Source organism: Streptomyces regalis, from assembly GCF_001509475.1.
Lineage (GTDB): Bacteria > Actinomycetota > Actinomycetes > Streptomycetales > Streptomycetaceae > Streptomyces > Streptomyces regalis.
The window spans coordinates 15663-36003 of record NZ_LLZG01000051.1 but is presented as its reverse complement, the minus strand read 5'-3'; the positions used below and the strand labels follow the sequence as shown (position 1 = coordinate 36003).

The 20341-nt window shown below is 69.9% G+C and carries 19 protein-coding genes and 1 pseudogene; 10 read left to right on the top strand and 10 right to left on the bottom strand.

The window, feature by feature from the left end:
• Window positions 1-88: 88 nt before the first annotated feature.
• From folP to ADL12_RS09895, 5 genes are all read left to right on the top strand, one after another.
• Window positions 89-994 (top strand): dihydropteroate synthase, encoded by a 906-nt coding sequence (gene folP, locus ADL12_RS09915; protein ID WP_062700674.1) that lies wholly within the window; start codon window positions 89-91, stop codon window positions 992-994.
• The gene (locus ADL12_RS09910) at window positions 991-1494 is read left to right on the top strand and encodes a nuclear transport factor 2 family protein (RefSeq protein WP_062700672.1); all 504 of its coding nucleotides are present in this window, start codon (window positions 991-993) and stop codon (window positions 1492-1494) included. The genes folP and ADL12_RS09910 overlap by 4 nt, the downstream gene beginning before the upstream one ends.
• A gap of 307 nt (window positions 1495-1801) precedes the next feature.
• Entirely contained in the window at window positions 1802-2161 is a 360-nt protein-coding gene (gene folB, locus ADL12_RS09905) for a dihydroneopterin aldolase (protein ID WP_062700670.1), read from the top strand.
• Window positions 2158-2769, top strand: coding sequence for a 2-amino-4-hydroxy-6-hydroxymethyldihydropteridine diphosphokinase (folK, locus tag ADL12_RS09900; protein WP_062700668.1), 612 nt, complete (start codon window positions 2158-2160; stop codon window positions 2767-2769). Before folB ends, folK begins: the two co-directional genes overlap by 4 nt.
• Before the next feature lie 61 nt (window positions 2770-2830).
• Window positions 2831-3319, top strand: a complete 489-nt coding sequence (locus ADL12_RS09895; RefSeq protein WP_062700665.1) for a DUF3180 domain-containing protein — start codon at window positions 2831-2833, stop codon at window positions 3317-3319.
• A 374-nt stretch (window positions 3320-3693) separates the two neighbouring features.
• Here the strand turns inward: ADL12_RS09895 and folE are convergent, their stop codons facing one another.
• From folE to dacB, 6 genes are all read right to left on the bottom strand, one after another.
• Entirely contained in the window at window positions 3694-4299 is a 606-nt protein-coding gene (folE, locus tag ADL12_RS09890) for a GTP cyclohydrolase I FolE (RefSeq protein ID WP_062700663.1), read from the bottom strand.
• A 147-nt stretch (window positions 4300-4446) separates the two neighbouring features.
• Window positions 4447-6486, bottom strand: coding sequence for an ATP-dependent zinc metalloprotease FtsH (ftsH, locus tag ADL12_RS09885; protein WP_062700661.1), 2040 nt, complete (start codon window positions 6484-6486; stop codon window positions 4447-4449).
• A gap of 207 nt (window positions 6487-6693) precedes the next feature.
• Entirely contained in the window at window positions 6694-7254 is a 561-nt protein-coding gene (hpt, locus tag ADL12_RS09880) for a hypoxanthine phosphoribosyltransferase (RefSeq protein WP_062700659.1), read from the bottom strand.
• A 74-nt stretch (window positions 7255-7328) separates the two neighbouring features.
• Window positions 7329-8528 (bottom strand): tRNA lysidine(34) synthetase TilS, encoded by a 1200-nt coding sequence (tilS, locus tag ADL12_RS09875; protein WP_062700657.1) that lies wholly within the window; start codon window positions 8526-8528, stop codon window positions 7329-7331.
• Between the two features lie 212 nt (window positions 8529-8740).
• Entirely contained in the window at window positions 8741-9865 is a 1125-nt protein-coding gene (locus ADL12_RS09870) for a zinc-dependent metalloprotease (RefSeq protein ID WP_062700655.1), read from the bottom strand.
• 233 nt (window positions 9866-10098) lie between these two features.
• Window positions 10099-11724: a D-alanyl-D-alanine carboxypeptidase/D-alanyl-D-alanine endopeptidase gene (gene dacB / locus ADL12_RS09865; RefSeq protein ID WP_244187853.1), complete on the bottom strand. Its 1626-nt coding sequence runs from the start codon at window positions 11722-11724 to the stop codon at window positions 10099-10101.
• Window positions 11725-11803: 79 nt separating this feature from the next.
• On the opposite strand from dacB, the gene ADL12_RS09860 reads away from it, so the two are divergent.
• Window positions 11804-12295: an inorganic diphosphatase gene (locus tag ADL12_RS09860; protein WP_031487466.1), complete on the top strand. Its 492-nt coding sequence runs from the start codon at window positions 11804-11806 to the stop codon at window positions 12293-12295.
• A 116-nt stretch (window positions 12296-12411) separates the two neighbouring features.
• Window positions 12412-14043 (top strand): threonine/serine exporter family protein, encoded by a 1632-nt coding sequence (locus ADL12_RS09855; protein ID WP_062700651.1) that lies wholly within the window; start codon window positions 12412-12414, stop codon window positions 14041-14043.
• A gap of 72 nt (window positions 14044-14115) precedes the next feature.
• Here ADL12_RS09855 and ADL12_RS09850 read toward each other — a convergent pair whose 3' ends face one another.
• A complete protein-coding gene (locus ADL12_RS09850; RefSeq protein WP_062700649.1) occupies window positions 14116-15021 on the bottom strand; it encodes a DedA family protein in 906 nt (301 codons plus the stop codon).
• A 136-nt stretch (window positions 15022-15157) separates the two neighbouring features.
• Here ADL12_RS09850 and ADL12_RS09845 point away from each other — a divergent pair, with 136 nt between their 5' ends.
• On the top strand, window positions 15158-15523 hold the full coding sequence (locus ADL12_RS09845) for a YbjQ family protein (RefSeq protein WP_062700647.1): 366 nt from the start codon (window positions 15158-15160) through the stop codon (window positions 15521-15523).
• Window positions 15524-15549: 26 nt separating this feature from the next.
• On the opposite strand, the gene ADL12_RS09840 is transcribed toward ADL12_RS09845, so the two are convergent.
• The gene (locus ADL12_RS09840; protein WP_062700678.1) at window positions 15550-16311 is read right to left on the bottom strand and encodes a MerR family transcriptional regulator; all 762 of its coding nucleotides are present in this window, start codon (window positions 16309-16311) and stop codon (window positions 15550-15552) included.
• A gap of 109 nt (window positions 16312-16420) precedes the next feature.
• On the opposite strand from ADL12_RS09840, the pseudogene ADL12_RS56290 reads away from it, so the two are divergent.
• A pseudogene (locus ADL12_RS56290) lies at window positions 16421-16963 on the top strand (hypothetical protein); the annotation flags it as partial.
• A 43-nt stretch (window positions 16964-17006) separates the two neighbouring features.
• Entirely contained in the window at window positions 17007-18419 is a 1413-nt protein-coding gene (gene gad, locus ADL12_RS09830; protein WP_062700643.1) for a glutamate decarboxylase, read from the top strand.
• 151 nt (window positions 18420-18570) lie between these two features.
• Here the strand turns inward: gad and ADL12_RS09825 are convergent, their stop codons facing one another.
• Window positions 18571-19326, bottom strand: coding sequence for an ABC transporter permease (locus ADL12_RS09825; RefSeq protein ID WP_062700641.1), 756 nt, complete (start codon window positions 19324-19326; stop codon window positions 18571-18573).
• Window positions 19323-20288 (bottom strand): ATP-binding cassette domain-containing protein, encoded by a 966-nt coding sequence (locus ADL12_RS09820; protein ID WP_062700639.1) that lies wholly within the window; start codon window positions 20286-20288, stop codon window positions 19323-19325. The genes ADL12_RS09825 and ADL12_RS09820 overlap by 4 nt, the downstream gene beginning before the upstream one ends.
• Window positions 20289-20341: the final 53 nt, after the last annotated feature.

Sequence of the window (20341 nt, the reverse complement as noted above, 5' to 3'; positions counted from 1 at the left end):
CCCCCACCCCAGGCTTCCGCCCGGACCGCAAGCCGTCACGGCACTCCCTCCGGCCTGCGCGGCACTCCCATGGGCCTACGCTGAACATATGAGCAAGCAGAGCGGACGCGGGCGCGTCGCGGGCCTTCCGCAGTGGGACCGGTGCGCGGTCATGGGAGTCGTCAACGTGACCCCCGATTCCTTCTCCGACGGCGGCCGCTGGTTCGACACGACGGCCGCCGTCAAGCACGGCCTCGCCCTGGTCGAGGAGGGCGCCGACCTGGTCGACGTCGGCGGTGAGTCCACCCGCCCCGGCGCCACCCGGGTCGACGAGGCCGAGGAACTGCGCCGCGTCATCCCCGTGGTCCGCGACCTCGCCTCCGAGGGCGTCACGATCTCCGTCGACACGATGCGCGCCTCCGTCGCCGAACAGGCCCTCGCCGTCGGCGCCGCTCTCGTCAACGACGTCAGCGGAGGCCTCGCCGACCCCGCGATGATCCCGGTCGTCGCGGACACCGGCGCCCCCTTCGTCGTCATGCACTGGCGCGGCTTCCTGCAGGGCGGGAACGTCAAGGGCGTGTACGCCGACGTCGTCGCCGAAGTCGTCGACGAGCTCCACGCGCGCGTGGAGGCCGTTCTGGCCGGCGGCATCGCCCCCGACCGCATCGTCGTCGACCCCGGCCTCGGTTTCTCCAAGGACGCCGAGCACGACCTCGTCCTCCTCGCCCACCTCGACCGCCTCCTCGCCCTCGGCCATCCCCTCCTCGTCGCCGCCTCCCGCAAGCGGTTCCTCGGCCGTGTCCTCGCGGGGCCGGAGGGCGCGCCGCCGCCCGCCCGCGAGCGCGACGCCGCCACGGCCGCCGTCTCGGCGCTCGCGGCGCACGCCGGCGCGTGGGCGGTGCGTGTGCACGAGGTGCGCGCCACGGCGGACGCGGTACGCGTCGCGCGCGCGATCGAAGAGGCGCGCACCGCCGAGCACGCGTCCGGCGTGAGCAGCGCTGAAGGAGCCCGGTGAGCGCCCCCCACACCGACGTCGAGCAGGTGGAGGCCGCCAACACCGCCTTCTACGAGGCGTTGGAGAGCGGTGACTTCGAAAAGCTGTCCTCGCTCTGGCTCACCCCGTCCGACCTGGGCATCGACGAGACGTACCACGACCCGGCCGACGCCGGCGTGATCTCCTGCGTGCACCCGGGCTGGCCGGTGCTCACCGGCCGCGGCGAGGTCCTCAGGTCCTACGCGCTGATCATGGCGAACACCGACTACATCCAGTTCTTCCTCACCGACGTGCACGTCTCCGTCACCGGCGACACCGCCCTGGTGACCTGCACCGAGAACATCCTCAGCGGCGGCCCCGCCCCCGAGGGCGGGGAGGAGCTCGGCCCGCTCGTGGGCCAGCTGGTGGTCGCCACGAACGTGTTCCGCCGCACGCCCGACGGCTGGAAGATCTGGTCGCACCACGCGTCGCCCGTTCTGGCCGAAAACGACGAGGAAGAAAGCGACGACACCCCCTCCTGAGCGGGTAGGCGTCCCACAGGTCCGACGCACGTCCGACGCGCGGGAGCCACCCGCACGGGGGCCTGCGGGGCCCCGCCGGGACCAAGGAGTGGTTGGAATCACGCGCCTGCGGGTAGGCGCGGCTACCAAGCCGTGAGCCGTCGGGTTCCCCAGGGGAAACACTCGATGAATCCTCCTGGCCCCGGACCGGGCCCACGCCCCCGTGGCCCGGCTCTGTCAGTGCCCGCAGGTAGATTCGTTCGAGGCCGGTGTGGAGCCCGCACGCGACACGGACCGGCCGTCACCGACGATTGCAGGAGTGATTCGCGTGGATCGTGTCGCGCTGCGCGGCCTCAAGGCCCGCGGGTACCACGGTGTGTTCCCCGAGGAGCGCAGGGAGGGCCAGACCTTCGTCGTGGACCTCGTCCTGGGCCTGGACACCCGGCCGGCCGCTGCCGACGACGACCTGGCGAAGACCGTGCACTACGGCATCGTGGCGGAGGAGGTCGTGGCCGTCGTGAAGGGCGAGCCGGTCAACCTCATCGAGACGCTCGCCGCGCGCATCGCCCAGGCCTGTCTGAAGCACGAAGGGGTCAAAGAGGTCGAGGTCACCGTCCACAAACCGGACGCGCCGATCACGGTCCCCTTCGACGACGTGACCGTCACCATCACCCGGAGCCGAGTATGACCGCGTTCTTCACCGAGGGTCACAGCGACCCGACCGTACAGCCGGTACCCGCCTCCGTCGTCGAGAAGGTCGACGCCGCCGACACCACCCTGCACAACCCGAAACGGGCCGTGATCTCCCTCGGCTCCAACCTCGGCAACCGCCTGGAGACCCTCCAGGGCGCCATCGACGCGCTCGAGGACACCCCTGGCGTCCGCATCAAGGCGGTCTCCCCGGTGTACGAGACGGAGCCCTGGGGCGTGGAGCCGGGAAGCCAGCCGTCCTACTTCAACGCCGTCGTGGTCCTCAAGACCACGCTCCCCCCGTCCTCGCTCCTGGAGCGCGCGCACGCGGTCGAGGAGGCCTTCCACCGCGTACGGGACGAGCGCTGGGGCGCACGCACCCTCGACGTCGACATCGTCGCGTACGCCGACGTCGTCTCCGACGACCCGAACCTCACCCTCCCCCACCCGCGCGCCCACGAACGCGCCTTCGTCCTCGCCCCCTGGCACGACGTCGAGCCGCAGGCACAGCTCCCGGGCCGCGGCTCGGTGGCCGACCTCCTGGCGGGCCTCACGCGCCACGGCGTCGAACCGCGCAGAGACCTGGAACTCCAGCTGCCCGAGTAGTCGTTAAGGTCAAGACGATCGACCACAGTCCGTGGGGATCCGGGGGAGCTGAAGGGACACCGTGAGAGAGCTGCGCATCAGGATGCTGGCCGGCATCTTCCTCGTCGCCGGAGTCCTGTCCTGGGCGGGCGCCCGCCTCTGGAACTCGATCGGGACCCTTCCGAGCGTCCCCCTGGCCGCCCCCATCGTCCTCGCCGTGATCGCCGTGATCCTGCTCGCCACGGCGCTCTCGATCCGCGCCCGCCTCAAGGCCCAGCGCGAACGAGACCCCGAGGCCAAGGGCGTCGACCCCCTGATGGCCGCCCGCGCGGTCGTCTTCGGCCAGGCCAGCGCCCTGGTCGCCGCCCTCGTCGCCGGTATGTACGGCGGCGCGGGCGCCTTCCTCCTGGAACTCCTCGACATCCCCGCCCGCCGCGACCAGGCCATCTACGCCGGCTTCTCGGTCGTAGCGGGCATCGGCGTCATAGCGGCGGCCATCTTCCTGGAACGCGTCTGCAAGCTCCCGGAGGACGACGAGCACAACGGGGCGGGGGCCGCGCCGACGGTGTGACGGTGCCGGGTTCACCAGGGCCGGCGGGCAAGGTGGCCGGAAGGACGCGTCACTGCCTCCAGCCGGGCGGGCAACCCGGTTGCTGCGGTGAGGGACCTGTGTCCACGCGAACACGGTCGCCTCAGCGTCTCTCGCATGGACCCACCCGTCAGGTGTACCCAGCACCTGATCGGGCGCCGCAGTGAACGTCACGTGGTCGGTCGTCACGTCCACCACGTCACAGACCTTTGCTGTCACCACGTGTGCGACGGTCGTCTGAACCGTGCGTTCCCCGTCCAGCGTCCAAAGTCGGCAGCCCACACCCACCGCGATCCCCCTTGATCAGCGATCAACTCACTGATCAAGGACGGTATCGGGCACCAATGACAATCGGGTCAGCGCGCCAGTATCAGGCTCATTGCCTCGGCGCGGGTCGTAGCGTCCCGAAGCTGACCCCGCACGGCCGACGTCGTGGTCTTGGCGCCAGGCTTCCGGATGCCGCGCACCGACATACACATGTGCTCGGCCTCGATGACGACGATCACACCCCGGGCCTCGAGGATCTTCATGAGGGAGTCGGCGACCTGCGTGGTGAGTCGTTCCTGCACTTGGAGGCGACGGGCAAACACCTCGACCAGCCGGGCAAGCTTCGACAGACCTGTGATCTTGCCGCTTTCTGCCGGAATGTATCCAATGTGAGCTACGCCATGGAAGGGCAGCATGTGATGTTCACACAAACTAACGATTTCGATGTCCTTGACCAGGACCATCTCGTCGTGCCCGATATCGAACGTGGTCGTCAGCACATCCTCGGGTTCCTGCGTATGCCCCGCCAGAAGCTCCCGATAAGCCCGCGCCACCCGAGCCGGAGTCTCCCTCAGCCCCTCACGGTCCGGATCCTCCCCGACCGCGATCAGCAGTTCGCGTACGGCGTTCTCGGCGCGCTTCTCGTCGAACTCGCCGATGAAGCCCTCGCCATCCAGCGTCACGGGGTCGGTCATGTGGTGCCTCGTTCCTCTGCGGGTCGCGCGCGTGTGGGCCACGTGCGCGTCTGAACTGCGTGCATACAAAAATGCCGCGCCCCCCAGGCTAAAACCAGGGGGGCGCGGCATCCATTCCGGGCCGGTGCGGTCACCGGGGCCGGGGCGTCAGCTCTCCGGACGCTCCTCGGGAACCGGCTCGGTCGCCGGCGCGGGCTCCGCCGCCGTCGACTTCGCGGTGCTGATCGCCGGCGTCGCGCCGTTGGCGCCGTTCGTCAGTGCGAGCTCCTTCGGGGAGAGCACCGGCGGGCGGGTGGACGGCGTGCGCCGAGAGGAGCCGGTCCAGGCGGGCCGGGGCGGACGCTTGACGATGGGGGCGAAGATCTCGGCGATCTCCTCCTTGCCCAGCGTCTCCCTCTCCAGCAGCTGAAGCACCAGGTTGTCGAGGACGTCGCGGTTCTCGACCAGGATCTCCCAGGCTTCGTTGTGCGCGTTCTCGATGAGCTTCTTGACTTCCTCGTCCACCAGCGCGGCGACCTCTTCCGAGTAGTCGCGCTGGTGAGCCATCTCACGTCCGAGGAACGGCTCGGTGTTGTCGCCGCCGAACTTGATCGCGCCGAGACGCTCGGTCATGCCGTACTGCGTGACCATCGCGCGGGCGGTGGCCGTGGCCTTCTCGATGTCGTTCGCGGCGCCCGTGGTCGGGTCGTGGAAGACCAGTTCCTCGGCCGCGCGGCCGCCCAGCATGTAGGCCAGCTGATCCAGCATTTCGTTGCGCGTGGTCGAGTACTTGTCCTCGTCCGGGAGCACCATCGTGTAGCCCAGCGCGCGGCCTCGCGACAGGATCGTGATCTTGTGGACCGGGTCGGAGTTCGGGGAAGCCGCCGCGACCAGGGCGTGGCCGCCCTCGTGGTACGCGGTGATCTTCTTCTCCTTGTCCGACATGATCCGGGTCCGCTTCTGCGGGCCCGCCACGACGCGGTCGATGGCCTCGTCCAGCATGTGGTTGTCGATCAGCTTCTTGTCCGAGCGGGCCGTGAGCAGCGCTGCCTCGTTGAGGACGTTGCTCAGGTCCGCGCCGGTGAAGCCGGGCGTGCGGCGGGCGACCGCCGACAGGTCGACGTCCGGGGCGACCGGCTTGCCCTTCTGGTGAACCTTGAGGATCTCCAGACGGCCCTGCATGTCCGGGCGGTCGACCGCGATCTGGCGGTCGAAGCGGCCGGGGCGCAGGAGGGCCGGGTCGAGGATGTCGGGGCGGTTCGTCGCGGCGATGAGGATCACGCCGCCCTTGACGTCGAAGCCGTCCATCTCGACGAGCAGCTGGTTCAGCGTCTGCTCACGCTCGTCGTGACCGCCGCCGAGGCCGGCGCCGCGGTGGCGGCCGACCGCGTCGATCTCGTCGACGAAGACGATTGCCGGGGCGTTCGCCTTGGCCTGCTCGAACAGGTCACGGACTCGGGAGGCACCGACACCGACGAACATCTCGACGAAGTCGGAACCGGAGATCGAGTAGAAGGGGACGCCCGCCTCGCCGGCGACGGCGCGCGCGAGGAGCGTCTTACCGGTACCGGGAGGCCCGTAGAGCAGTACGCCCTTGGGGATCTTGGCGCCCACGGCCTGGAACTTCGCCGGTTCCTGGAGGAACTCCTTGATCTCCTGGAGCTCCTCGACCGCCTCGTCCGAGCCGGCGACGTCCGAGAACGTCGTCTTCGGGGTGTCCTTGGTGATGAGCTTCGCCTTGGACTTGCCGAAGTTCATGACCCGGGAGCCGCCGCCCTGCATCTGATTCATCAGGAACAGGAAGACGACGACGATGAGGACGAAGGGAAGCAGGGAGAGCAGGATGCCGACGAACGGGTTCTGCTTGGACGGCGAGACCGTATAGCCGTCCGGGATCTGCTTGTCCTGGTACTTGTTCTGCAGCGTGCTGGCGATGGTCACGCCCTGATCGCCGATATAGCTCGCCTGGATCTTGGTGGCGCCCTCGACCTTTGCGCCGTCCTTGAGCTGGACCTTGATGATCTGCTCGTCGCCGGTGGTCAGTTTGGCCGACTCGACCTTGTTGTTATTGATCGCCTGGACGACCTGGCCGGTGTCCACCGTCTTGTAGCCGCCGGACGAGCCGACGACCTGCATCAACACGACCACGGCAAGGACGGCCAGCACGATCCACATGACCGGCCCACGGAAGTATCGCTTCACGTCCATCCATACGGAGCGGTGCCGCCCCGTCCCTCCTGCCATAGTGAGTTTGATAAGACAGTTCTTCTGACGGTACCCCAGCTTTGACGACCGTAGCCGCACGGGACGGCTGGCAAGCCCGTCTGCATGCTCCAACGGCGCGAGGCCCGCTGGGGTTCCCGATCTTCGTACGGCGCTTGGGCCCTTCGGGTCCGGCTTCGCGGACCGTCGGACTCAGCCGCCGTAGACGTGGGGCGCGAGCGTACCGACGAACGGGAGGTTGCGGTACTTCTCGGCGTAGTCGAGGCCGTAGCCGACGACGAACTCGTTGGGGATGTCGAAGCCGACCCACTCGACGTCGATGGCGACCTTGGCAGCGTCCGGCTTGCGCAGCAGGGTGCAGATCTTCAGGGACTCCGGCTCGCGGGAGCCGAGGTTGTTGATCAGCCAGGACAGGGTCAGGCCGGAGTCGATGATGTCCTCGACGATGAGGACGTGCTTGCCCTTGATGTCGGTGTCGAGGTCCTTGAGGATCCGCACGACACCGGAGGACTGGGTGCCGGCGCCGTACGACGACACGGCCATCCAGTCCATGGTGACGGGGGTGGACAGCGCCCGGGCGAGGTCGGCCATGACCATCACCGCGCCCTTGAGGACGCCGACGATGAGCAGGTCCTTGCCCTCGTACTCCGCGTCGATCTTCGCGGCCAGCTCGGCCAGCTTCGCGTCGATCTCTTCCTTGGTGATGAGCACCTGCTGGAGCTCCGCACCCATGTCTTTCGCGTCCACCCGCATCACTTTCGGTCGTCCCACCGGCTGCTCCGTGCCGCTCTCACGACCCGCTTGAGGGCCGGTGGGAGGGTCCGGATTCAGCCTTGCCGAATCACCAGTCTGCCACCCTGGCGCTGTGCGACGACTTTGCCGGGGAGATTGATGGCTCCCTGGCCGCGCCAGCCGGTGATCAGGCGGTCGACTTCCTCGATGTGGCGGGCGAACAGCGCACCGGCGGGTGCCCCGGCCTCGATGGCGGCACGGCGCAGGATCCGGCGGCGTACGGCGGGCGGCAGGGCGTACAGCTTGGCGCACTCCAGGAGGCCGGCCGAGTCGCGTACGGCGGCCTCGGCCTGGCCGGCCCAGGCGTCGAGGGCGTCGGCGTCGTCGCGGGAGAGCTGGGCGGTGCGGGCGAGGGCCTCGACGACGCCCTTGCCGAGCGCCTTCTCCAGGGCGGGCAGGCCCTCCTGGCGCAGCCGCGACCGGGTGTACGCGGGATCGGAGTTGTGGGGGTCGTCCCAGACCGGGAGGGACTGGACCATGCACGCCTTGCGGGCGGTCTGCCGGTCGAGCTGCAGGAAGGGGCGCCGGTAACGGCCGCCGGCCCCCGAGACCGCGGCCATTCCGGACAGGGAGCGGATGCCGGAGCCGCGGGCGAGCCCGAGCAGGACGGTTTCGGCCTGGTCGTCGCGGGTGTGGCCGAGCAGGACGGCGACGGCGCCGTGGCGGACGGCCGCGGCGTCGAGGGCGGCATAGCGAGCGTCACGGGCGGCGGCTTCGGGTCCGCCTTGGCGGCCGACGGTCACGGCGATGGACTCGACCGGGTCGAGGCCGAGTTCGCGCATGCGCAGGACGACTTCCTCGGCGCGCAGGTCGGAGCCGGGCTGCAGACCGTGGTCGACGGTGATGCCGCCGGCGCGGATGCCGAGTTTGGGGGCTTCGAAGGCGAGCGCGGAGGCGAGGGCCATGGAGTCGGCGCCGCCGGAGCATGCCACGAGCACGAGCGGGGAGGGGGGTCGCTCGTGCGGGGCAGCACGCGGGGGCTCCTGCGGGCTCTGGCCGGGGAGCTGGTACGACGGCTCGCGCGCCGTGCCGTACGCGGCGGGCATGGCACCGGTCGAGGTCGTCGAGGTCACGGACGGCGCCACGGACGGCGCCATCTGCGGGATCTCGTACGAGGTCGCGCGCGGTTTGTCGGGCGCGGGGGCGTCGGTGGTGCGGCTGTGTTCGGTGAGGATGTCGTGGAGGACGCGGCGGACCGCCAGGCGTATCGCCGCGACCGCAGGATGGGGACCCATTGTCCGGTTCCCTTCATGAAATTGTCGGGGGGTGAGCCCGAGCTCGGTCACTCAGAGTGTGTAGATGGTGACAGAACCCGGACGTTCCCCGAGCATTGCACGCCTACCCATGGCTCACGGTCCCTCGGACGGGTGATTGAAGGGGCGTTCGCCTGCCGTCGGCCGGATTCGGTTCACGACGTTCGTATGAGATGCACAACTCGGCGCGTGATTCACGACTCGGCCTTGCGGTGCACCCGCGCGATCCAGTCCGCCGGTTTGGCGATCTCCGCCTTGGTCGGGAGGGTGTTCGGGGAGGTCCACACGCGGTTGAAGCCGTCCATGCCGACCTGGTCCGCGACGGCCCGTACGAAGCGTTCGCCGTCGCGGTACTGCCTGAGTTTGGCATCCAGACCCAGCAGCTTGCGCAGGGCGGTGTCCAGTCGGGAGGCGCCCTTGGCGCGTCGCTGCTGGAACTTCTCGCGGATCTCGGCGACGGTCGGGACGACCTGGGGGCCGACCCCGTCCATCACGAAGTCGGCGTGACCCTCCAGGAGCGACATCACGGCGGTGAGGCGGCCGAGGATCTCCCGCTGGGCCGGAGTCTGCACCAGTTCGACGAACGAGCGTCCGCCATCGTCCTCCTCGGCCTCGGGCCGGCCGCCGGCAAGCGACTGCGCGGCCTCACGGATGCGCTCCAGGACGGTCATGGGGTCGACGTCCGTCTCCCCCAAGAACGACTGGATTTCGCCCTCCAGGTGGTCCCGCAGCCAGGGCACGGCACTGAACTGGGTGCGGTGTGTCTCCTCGTGCAGGCACACCCACAGGCGGAAGTCGTGGGGCTGTACGTCGAGTTCGCGCTCCACGTGGACGATGTTCGGGGCGACGAGCAGGAGTCGGCCGCCGCCGTTCACACCCGCCGGGAGTTCGCGGGTGGCCGGGGCGAACGTCTCGTACTGGCCCAGGACTCGGGAGGCCAGGAAGGACAGCAGCATCCCGAGTTCGACGCCGGTGACCTTGCCGCCGACGGCGCCGAGGACCGCGCCGCCCGGGCTGCCGCTGCGGCGCTCCTGCATCTTGTCGAGCAGGGGCTTGAGGATCTCGCGGAACCCGGCGACGTTCGCCCGCACCCAGCCGGGGCGGTCGACGACGAGGACGGGGGTCTCGTGGGTGTCCTCCGTGCCCATACGAGTGAAGCCCCGGACGTGTTCCTCCGAGGCTTTGGCATGTCGGCGCAGCTCGGCGACGACGGCCCGGGCCTCGTCGCGGCTCACCTCGGGGCCCGGCCGTACGAGCCGGGTCGCGGTTGCCACCGCGAGATTCCAGTCGACCATCTCGGCACCACCGATGCTCGTCATGTGTCAACCGTACGTGAGCGTTCCCACTAGGGGCAGGCCGTGGGGGTTGGTGGGGCCACGGTGGGTTTGGCGGGTACTCGGCGTTATGGGTGGCCTACTTGGGTCGGCACGCGCTGGCGTCCGATCAGGCGGCGCCCGGCGACTGCCCACGGCGGGAGCAGGCGGCTGCGGCATGGCAGAAGCCGGCGGCTGTGGTGCGGCGGTGGCGGACCGGCCGCAGCCCATGCCGTTGGCTAGCCGCAGCCGCACGACGCCAACGCCGTCGCCGTCCGGTCCAGCGCCGCCCGGGCCGCCAACGTGTCCTGGCCCGTCGACAGGAACGCGAAGGCGAGCAGGCGGCCGTCCTGGTCCACGACCGTGCCGGCCAGGGAGTTCACGCCGTTCAGGGTGCCGGTCTTCGCTCGGACGATGCCGGCCGCGCCATCGGTGTAACGGCTGGTCAGGGTGCCGGTGAAGCCGGCCACGGGAAGGCCTGTCAGAACCGGGCGGAGTTCGGGATGGGCCGGGTCGGCCGTCTTGGCCAGGAGGGCCGTGAGCAGGTCCGCCGTGAGTTTGTCGTCGCGGTTGAGGCCGCTGCCGTCCTTGAAGTCGGCGCCCGTCACCGGCAGCCCGAGCTTCTTCAGCTGAGCCCCGATCGCCTCGCCCGCGCCGTCGAAGTCGGCGCGCTCGCCGCTCGCCACGGCGGTCTGGCGGGCGAGGTGTTCGGCCAGGTCGTTGTCGCTGTTGGTGAGCATGCGCTCGACCAGAGAGGACAGCGGCGGTGAGGTGACCTCGGCGAGCGAATCGGCTCGGTTCGTTGCCTTCGACGGGCCGGGCGCGGTCGTCCTGATGCCCCGGTCCGCGAGGAGGGCCGCGAACTGCGTCGCCGCGTCCTTCGCCGGGTCCTCCATCCGCCTCACCGGCCCGCTGGTGGAGTCGTCCGTGCGGGCCTCGTCGACCATGAGGGCGCTGACCGGGGCGAGGTTGCCGTTCTTTCCGATGGGGTGCAGTTCGGGACCGGCGTAGAGCGTCTTGTCGTACGAGAGGGTGACCTCGCGTACGTCCCGCTTCTTCAGCGCCGTGGCTGTCCGGTCGGCCAGCTCACGCAGGCTCGCCCACCCGTCGGCGTCCTTGCGGGCCGTCAGCGTGGGGTCGCCGCCGCCGACCAGGACGAGTTCCCCGGTGTCGGGCTCCAGGGCCGTGCGGGTGGTGAGGCGGTGGTCGGGGCCCAGCGCGGCAAGGGCGGCCGCGGCGGTGGCGATCTTCGTTGTCGAGGCGGGCGTGAGGGGCTCGGCGGCGTCCTCGCCGTAGAGGCGCTTGCCGGTGGCCACGTCGACAATCGCCGCCGTCCTGTGGGCACCGAGCTCCGGGACGTCCAGGAGTGGGCCCAGGAGGCCGGCGAGGGCCTTGGCGTTCGGGGCAGCCTGCACGGTGCCGACTCCGCCGCCCAGGCCGGGGAGGACGGAGGTGGCGCTGGGGGCGGGCCGGGGCGCCTCGGCGGCCGTATCGGACGTATCAGCATTACGGCCGTGATCTGTGCCACCCGTGCGCTCCTGGGCGGCCGCCCAGTCCCGCTCGGCCGTACGCTGACCGGTGGAGTCCCAGGGGCCGGCGGTGCTCACCACTCCGGCGGCCAGCGCCAGTCCGGCGGTGGCGGCGCCCGCGGTGTACTGCCAGGTCTTCGGCTTGCGTGTGCGCGCGGCCAGCGGGGAGACGGCTCGCGCGAGCCGTGCGACCCGCGGTTTCGCGGCTGTCGTGGCGCGTGCGAGACGTGGGCGTACGGCCTCCGCGGCCCGTGCCAGACGGGGTCGTACGGCGCTCGCGACCCGCGTCACATGCGGTTTCGCGGCTCGCCAAGGCCTCAGCTCTGGCACGACCACCAGCCCCTTTCGCGATCACACACCTGCGTGAGGGACACTTAACCACCAGAACTATGTGCTGATCATGGAGGAGCCACCGGTGGAGTTCGACGTCACGATCGAGATTCCGAAGGGTTCGCGGAACAAGTACGAGGTGGACCACGAGACCGGTCGGATCCGCCTGGACCGTCGACTCTTCACCTCGACCGCCTACCCGACCGACTACGGCTTCGTCGAGAACACCCTCGGCGAGGACGGCGACCCGCTGGACGCGCTGGTCATCCTGGACGAGCCGACGTTCCCGGGCTGCCTCATCAAGTGCCGCGCGATCGGCATGTTCCGGATGACGGACGAGGCCGGCGGCGACGACAAGCTGCTGTGCGTGCCGGCGACGGACCCGCGGGTGGAGCACCTGCGTGACATTCACCACGTCTCCGAGTTCGACCGCCTGGAGATCCAGCACTTCTTCGAGGTCTACAAGGACCTGGAGCCCGGCAAGTCCGTCGAGGGCGCCGACTGGGTGGGCCGCACCGAGGCCGAGGCCGAGATCGAGCGGTCCTACAAGCGCTTCAAGGACCAGGGCGGTCACTGAGGCACCGGTTGCTTCCAGCCGTGTGAACGGGCTGCACGCGTGCGCGTGCAGCCCGTTCGCGTGTGTGTGCGCATACTGAGTGCGGCAGGAGGTGTCGTACAGGGAGCGCTACGCACGTGACGGACGCGGAGGACCGCAAGCCGCAGTCGGACGAGGCAAGGATGGCGTTCACGCCGCCTGCCGGCGTCGAGGTGGGGGACAGCGAGTCGGAGACCACGTCCGAGTTCGCCCTCCCCGAGGGGCTGGGCGTACCGCAGCCGCCGTCCCCGGAACCCGAGGGTTCGGCGTTCAGCACGCCGATCGGCTACAGCGTCGAGGACGCCTCACCCGCGTTCACGCCCGCGACCGGCATACCGAAGATCAGCCTGACCAAGGACCTGCCCTGGCAGGACCGGATGCGGACGATGCTGCGCATGCCGGTGGCCGAGCGGCCGGCGCCGGAGCGGATGCCGAAGGCGGAGGAAGAGGGTCCGGCCGTCCCGCGCGTGCTCGACCTGACCCTGCGTATCGGCGAGCTGCTGCTGGCCGGCGGTGAGGGCGCGGAGGACGTCGAGGCGGCGATGTTCGCGGTCTGCCGGTCCTACGGCCTGGACCGCTGCGAGCCGAACGTCACCTTCACCCTGCTGTCGATCTCGTACCAGCCGTCGCTGGTGGACGATCCGGTGTCGGCGTCCCGCACGGTACGGCGGCGCGGCACCGACTACACGCGCCTGGCCGCCGTCTACCAGCTTGTCGACGACCTCAGCGACCCAGAGAGCCACATCTCCCTGGAGGAGGCCTACGGGCGGCTCGCGGAGATCCGCCGCAACCGGCACCCGTATCCGACCTGGGTGCTGACCGGCGCGAGCGGGCTTCTCGCCGGGGCGGCCTCGGTGCTGGTCGGCGGTGGCGCGCTCGTGTTCGTCGCGGCCGCGCTGGGCGCGATGCTCGGCGACCGGCTGGCGTGGCTGTGCGCGGGGCGCGGGCTGCCGGAGTTCTACCAGTTCACGGTGGCCGCGATGCCGCCGGCCGCGATCGGGGTCGCGCTGACGCTGGCACACGTCGACGTGAAGGCCTCCGCGGTCATCACCGGTGGACTGTTCGCGCTGCTGCCCGGGCGGGCGTTGGTGGCGGGCGTGCAGGACGGGCTGACCGGCTTCTACATCACCGCGTCCGCGCGCCTGCTGGAGGTCATGTACTTCTTCGTCGGCATCGTCGTCGGCGTGCTGGTGATCCTGTACTTCGGCGTGAACCTGGGCGCCGAGCTCGACCCCGACGCGGCGCTGAACATCTCCGAGCGGCCGTACTGGCAGATCGGTGCGTCGATGCTGCTGTCGCTGACCTTCGCGGTGCTGCTCCAGCAGGAACGGTCCACCGTGCTCTCCGTGACCCTCAACGGCGGTGTCGCCTGGGTCGTGTACGGCGCGCTGCACTACGCCGGTGAGCTGTCGCCGGTTGCCTCTACGGCTGTGGCGGCGGGGTTGGTGGGGTTGTTCGGGCAGCTGATGGCGCGGTATCGGTTCGCGTCGGCGTTGCCGTACACCACCGCCGCGATTGGGCCCCTGTTGCCAGGGTCGGCCACGTATTTCGGGCTGTTGTCGATCGCTCAGAACAAGGTGGATGCGGGGCTTGTTTCGTTGGCCACGGCGGCTTCTTTGGCCATGGCCATCGCTATTGGGGTGAACCTCGGGTCTGAGATCTCGCGGTTGTTCTTGCGGATCGGGTCGCCGGAGAAGCGGCGGGCTGCAAAGCGGACGCGGGGGTTTTGACGCCGGCTGCTTACTGGCTCGGGACCTTGTGTCCTACGGCGGCTACAGGTTGTGGCGCCCCTTGGGGGCGTTTCAGTAACCCTGGTTCGGCGGGTACTGCTGGTTCTGCTGGCCGTAGCCCTGGGGGTACTGCTGGGCGTACGGCTGCTGCTGGGGCTGCTGGTCGTACGGCTGCTGCTGGGGCTGCTGGTCGTACGGCTGCTGCAGGGGCTGCTGGTCGTAGCCGTACTGCTGGTGGCCCTGGTTGCCGTACGGCTGCTGGGGCTCGTCGTCCGACGGGATGCGGCGGAGCTGGGTCGTCGCGTCGTCCATCGGCGGGGCCTGCTGGACCCGTGCGGCGGGAGCCTGTGCGGCCGCGCGCTTCTTCTTGGCGCGCTCTCGCAGGTACTCGATGATGATCGGGACCACGGAGACGAAGACGATCAGGACGAGGATCGCCTCGACGTTCTTGTTGATGAAATCGATCTGGCCAAGCCAGTAGCCCGCGAGGGTGACGCCGGTGCCCCAGGCGATGCCGCCGATGACGTTGTACGTGAGGAACGTGCGGTACTGCATGCGGCCGGCGCCCGCCACGATGGGGGCGAAGGTGCGCACGATGGGCACGAAGCGGGCGAGGACGATCGCCTTGGGGCCGTACTTCTCCATGAACTCGTGCGCCTTCTCCAGGTTCTCCTGTTTGAAGAGCTTGGAGTTGGGGCGGTTGAAGAGTTTCGGGCCGAGGAACTTGCCGATCATGTAGCCGACTTGGTCGCCGATGACGGCGGCCAGGACGATGAGCGTGCAGACGAGCCACAGCGGCTGGCTGATGTACTGCCCCTGAGCCACGAAGAGGCCCGCCGTGAACAGCAGGGAGTCACCTGGCAGGAACGCGAAGAGGCCGGACTCCGCGAAGACGATCAGCAGGATGCCGGGCAGGCTGAAGGTCTCGATCAGATAGTTCGGGTCGAGCCACTCGGGGCCGAGCGCAAGCGTGGTCACGGGATTGTGGCTCCTGCTGGGTGGGGGCGGGCGGGCTGGGGCTGGCTGGTCAAATTATCAACGCTGCACTGGCCGCCCAGGTTCCATGGACCCCCTCAGGATGCACTGTGCCCCTGCTGGGACAAAGCTGTGATGCATGGGCATCGAAGAGTACGGCGGCGGGCAGGGACCCCAACCCGACGTCCTGGTGGTGACGACCAATGACATTCCCGGCTACCGGGTCACCGAGGTTCTCGGCGAGGTCTTCGGACTGACGGTGCGCTCGCGGCACCTCGGCAGTCAGATCGGCGCCGGGCTGAAGTCGCTGGTCGGCGGCGAGCTCAAAGGGCTCACCAAGACCCTCGTGGAGACCCGTAACCAGGCCATGCAGCGGCTCGTCGAGCAGGCACGCGCGCGTGGGGCGAATGGCGTGCTGATGTTCCGGTTCGATGTGTCGGAGGCGGCGGACGTGGGCACCGAGGTGTGCGCCTACGGGACCGCGGTGGTCCTGGCCCGGGAGTAGGTCCGCAGGGACCCCGGGCCAGGACGTCAGGCGCAGTGCCGGGTCGCGTTCGCCAGAATCGCGTCCCGGAGGTGCTCGGCGAGGCCCGGCCGCATGGCGTCGTAGAACGCCTTGAAGCGCTCGTCGGACACGTACATCTCGCCGAGGCACTGGTGCATTTCGTACGGGCACTCGTAGTACCAGGTGCCGATGTGCGCCCGGTGCTCCTCGGCCATGTCCATCGCCGCCTCTCCGGTCGGCGTCTCACCGGCGGCCATGAGGGCGACGTAACGCTCGCTCCAGTCGTCGGCCTCGGCCATCAGCCGCTTCCAGTCCGCCTTGGTGTAGGTCGCCGCGCGGCGCTGTGACTCGGCGTACGCCTCCGTGCCGCCCCAGCGCTGCTCCGCCTCCTCGGCGTACTGTTCGGGGTCCTTGTCCCCGAACACCTCGAACTTCTCCTCCGGCGTCAGATTGATCCCCATCTTGCGTGCCTCCATGGCGTGCTCCACGGCCGCCGCCATCTTCTGCAGCTTCTCGATCCGGGCGGTCAGCAGCTCGTGCTGGCGGCGCAGGTGTGCGCGCGGGTCCGCGTCCGGGTCGTCGAGCAGGGCGGCGACCTCCTCGAGCGGGAAGCCGAGCTCGCGGTAGAACAGGACCTGCTGCAGCCGGTCGAGGTCGGCGTCGCTGTAGCGCCGGTGGCCCGCGTGGCTGCGCTCGCCGGGCACGAGCAGGCCGATGTCGTCGTAGTGGTGCAGGGTGCGCACCGTGACGCCGGCGAAGCCCGCGACCTGTCCTACGGAATAGCTCACTTCCGCTCCCTTCTCGGTACGCACTCCACGGTGCGTCCTCACGCCACGTGAGGTGCAAGCCCGTTTCCCTCCGGGTGTCGTGCCCGTTTTGCCCGCTTATCGTGAGCCCGTGGCCCAGCACACCGTGCAGCAGTTACCCGCCGCCGCCCCGGCGACCCCGGCCCGCGCACTGCTGCCGTTGATCCTCCCCGCTCTCGTAGCGGGCGTGGGCGCGAGTCTGCTCCTGCTCGGGGTGAGCGTGGCGGCCGAGGAGCTCCAGGACGTGTGGAAGGTGCCGGGGCATGCCGGGCCGGACCCGGCCACGACCGGCCTTGACGCGCCCGTGCTGCCACCCGCCGTGCTGCCGGGGCTGGTGCCGGCGACCGCACTGATGCTTGCCGACGGGCCCAGCCTCGGCCCCGAGGACTTGATCACCGCCGTGGGCGGAGGCGGCGCTGCTCGTCGCCGCGTCCTGCGGCTTCCGCAGGGGGCGGATCTTCCCGGCCGTGTTCGTCGGCGCCGCCCTCGGGCTGTGCGCCCACGCCCTCGTGCCCGACGTCCATCCCGCCGTCGGTGTCGCCTGCGCCCTGCTGTGCATGGCCTCGCTGTCGGCCTGGCTGCCGGTGACCGGACGCCCCAGATGCAGCTGCGCGACCACGGAACCCCCGTCCGCTGCCCCCCCACCGTCCCCCTTCAGGAGACTCAGGAGAAAGCCCATGCCGCTGCACAAAGGTCCCAAGAAGCCCGACGAGCGCCCGCTGGCCGTCAACCCCTTCTACGGGGAGGCGAATCCGGTCGGCGGCATGACTCAGGCCCCGCCCAAGCACCGGCTGCCGGATGCTCCCCTGTCACCCTCGACGGCGTACCAGCTCGTCCACGACGAGCTGATGCTGGACGGCAACTCCCGGCTCAATCTCGCCACCTTCGTCACCACCTGGATGGAACCGCAGGCCGGGGTCCTGATGAGCGAGTGCCGGGACAAGAACATGATCGACAAGGACGAGTACCCGCGCACCGCCGAGTTGGAGCGGCGCTGTGTGGCGATGCTCGCCGACCTGTGGAACGCCCCCGACCCGTCGGCGGCCGTGGGGTGTTCGACGACCGGGTCGAGCGAGGCGTGCATGCTCGCCGGGATGGCGCTCAAGCGGCGCTGGGCGCAGCGCAACGCCGACCGCTACCCCGGACACGACGTCCGCCCCAATCTGGTCATGGGCGTCAACGTCCAGGTCTGCTGGGACAAGTTCTGCAACTTCTGGGAGGTGGAGGCCCGGCAGGTTCCCATGGAGGGTGACCGCTTCCACCTCGATCCGCAGGCGGCGGCCGCGCTGTGCGACGAGAACACCATCGGCGTCGTCGGCGTCCTCGGCTCCACCTTCGACGGCTCCTACGAGCCGATCGCCGAGCTGTGCACCGCCCTCGACGACCTCCAGGAGCGCACCGGCCTCGACATCCCGGTGCATGTCGACGGCGCGTCCGGCGCGATGGTCGCGCCCTTCCTGGACGAGGACCTGGTCTGGGACTTCCGGCTGCCGAGGCTGGTCTCCATCAACACCTCGGGGCACAAGTACGGGCTCGTCTACCCGGGCGTCGGCTGGGCACTGTGGCGCGACCGGGCGTCCCTGCCCGAGGAACTCGTCTTCCGCGTCAACTACCTGGGCGGCGACATGCCGACCTTCGCGCTCAACTTCTCCCGGCCCGGTGCCCAGGTCGTCGCGCAGTACTACACCTTCCTGCGCCTCGGCCGCGAGGGCTACCGGGCCGTGCAGCAGACCACCCGGGACGTCGCCCTGGGCATCGCCGAACGCGTGGCGGCCCTCGGCGACTTCCGGCTGCTCACCCGGGGCGACGAGCTCCCGGTGTTCGCCTTCACGACCCAGCCGGACGTGACGGCCTACGACGTCTTCGACGTCTCCCGGCGGCTGCGCGAGAAGGGCTGGCTGGTCCCGGCGTACACCTTCCCGGCGAACCGCGAGGACCTGTCTGTCCTGCGGGTCGTCTGCCGCAACGGCTTCTCCTCCGACCTCGCCGAGCTGTTCGTGGAGGACCTGGGCCTGTTGCTGCCGGAGCTGCGCCGGCAGCCGCATCCCCTGACGCAGGACAAGGGTGCGGCCACCGGCTTCCACCACTAGGGCCTGTCCGGCGGATCAGGCCGGCGTCGCGGTGCCCGGCACGACTCCCTCCTCCGCCTTGCAGCTGCACGCACCAGACACCGCTCGGCTCGGCCGGTCTGCACTGTTTCTTGCAGCCGGCCTGATCCGCCGGACAGGCCCCAGCGCGCTGCTAGCGGCTCAGGCGCGAGAACCGCCGTACCGCCAACGGAAAGAACACGGCGAGCAGCACCAGCGGCCATACGATCGCCGCCCCGACGGTCTGTGCGCCCGTGCCGCCGAACAGGTCCCGCACGGCCGTCGCCGTCTGTGACATCGGGTTCCATTCGACGACCGTGCCCAGCCAGCCGGGCATGGACTCGGGGGAAGCGAGGGCGTTGGACAGGAAGCCGATCGGCCAGACCAGGATCTGCACCGACTGCACCAGCTCCGGCTTGCCGGCCACCAGCGCCAGGTGGATGCCGATCCACAGCATGGCGAAACGGAACAGCAGGAGCAGTCCCACGGCGCCCAGGAAGGCCCCGAGGCCGCCGTCCGCGCGCCAGCCGAGCCCGTACCCGACGCCCATGAGGACGCACAGGGTCAGTGCCGACTGGAGCATGTCGGCCGCCGAACGGCCCACCAGCACCGCCCCGTTGGCCATCGGCATGGACCGGAAGCGGTCGACCACGCCCTTGTTGAGGTCCTGGGTGACGGCGATCATCGTGCCCTCGAGCCCGAAGGCCATGGTGAGCGCGAGCATGCCGGGGAGGAGGTAGTCGACGTAGGAGCCCTGGACGCCCCGGCCGCCGCCGATGAGGTAGCCGAACATCAGCAGCAGCATCACGGGGAAGACCAGGTTGAACACGACCTGGACGGGTTGCCGCGCCCAGTGGGCGAGTTCGCGGCGGGTCATGGTCCAGGAGTCGGTCAGTGCGTACGCGGTCACGCGGCCTCCTTCACTCGCTGGTGCTCCCCTGTGAGGTGCAGGAACACCTCGTCCAGGGTCGGGCGGCGCAGTGCCACGTCCTCCGCCTCGATACCGGCCTCCTCCAGAGCCCGTACGACGCCGGAGAGCGCCGCCATCCGGTCGGTGACCGGGGCGCTGAGCAGGCGGCGGTCGGGGTCGACGGAGACCTCGTCCTTCGGTATGGGCAGCAGGGCCACGGCCGCGCCCAGGTGGCCTGCGTCGCGCAGGACGACGTCGATGCGGTCGCCGCCGGTCAGCGCCTTCAGCTCGTCGGCCGTGCCGTCGGCGATGACGCGGCCCGCGTCGACGACGGAAATGCGGTCGGCGAGCTGGTCGGCCTCCTCCAGGTACTGGGTGGTGAGCAGGACCGTCGTGCCGCCGCCGACCAGGGAGCGGACCGCGGACCAGACCTCGGCGCGGCCGCGGGGGTCGAGGCCGGTGGTGGGTTCGTCCAGGAAGAGCACCTCCGGGTCGGTGATGAGCGAGGCCGCCAGGTCCAGTCGCCGGCGCATGCCTCCGCTGTACTGCTTCACCGGCTTGCGGCCGGTGTCGGCGAGCCCGAAGCGCTCCAGGAGCTCGTCGGCGCGCACGCGCGCGTGGCGGGCGCCGAGGTGGTAGAGGCGGCCGAACATGTCCAGGTTCTGGTGGCCGCCCAACTCCTCGTCCAGAGCGGCGTGCTGGCCGAGCAGGCCGATGCGCAGGCGCACCTCGTACGCCTGCCGCACCACGTCGTGCCCGGCCACCTCGACGCGGCCGCTGTCCGGCAGCAGGAGGGTGGACAGGATGCGGACCAGGGTCGTCTTGCCCGCGCCGTTCGGCCCGAGCACTGCGTGCACGGTGCCGCGCGCGACGGTGAGGTCGAGCCCGTCCAGTGCGTTCTTGCCGGCTGTGCCGCCGTACTTCTTACGTGCCTTTTCGACGGTGATCGCCGTGTCGGCCACTGATACTCCCTCGCTAGTCAAACTTGACTACCAGCTCGAAGCTAGTGCCCGGA

Bases quoted from the DNA above. Each gene is read 5' to 3' on its own strand.
- gad (WP_062700643.1), top strand. From the start codon at position 17,007: ATGCCGCTGCACAAAGGTCCCAAGAAGCCCGACGAGCGCCCGCTGGCC.
- ADL12_RS09845 (WP_062700647.1), top strand. From the start codon at position 15,158: ATGGGCATCGAAGAGTACGGCGGCGGGCAGGGACCCCAACCCGACGTC.
- folP (WP_062700674.1), top strand. From the start codon at position 89: ATGAGCAAGCAGAGCGGACGCGGGCGCGTCGCGGGCCTTCCGCAGTGG.
- ftsH (WP_062700661.1), bottom strand. From the start codon at position 6,486: ATGGACGTGAAGCGATACTTCCGTGGGCCGGTCATGTGGATCGTGCTG.
- hpt (WP_062700659.1), bottom strand. From the start codon at position 7,254: ATGCGGGTGGACGCGAAAGACATGGGTGCGGAGCTCCAGCAGGTGCTC.
- folE (WP_062700663.1), bottom strand. From the start codon at position 4,299: ATGACCGACCCCGTGACGCTGGATGGCGAGGGCTTCATCGGCGAGTTC.
- tilS (WP_062700657.1), bottom strand. From the start codon at position 8,528: ATGGGTCCCCATCCTGCGGTCGCGGCGATACGCCTGGCGGTCCGCCGC.
- folK (WP_062700668.1), top strand. From the start codon at position 2,158: ATGACCGCGTTCTTCACCGAGGGTCACAGCGACCCGACCGTACAGCCG.
- ADL12_RS09870 (WP_062700655.1), bottom strand. From the start codon at position 9,865: ATGACGAGCATCGGTGGTGCCGAGATGGTCGACTGGAATCTCGCGGTG.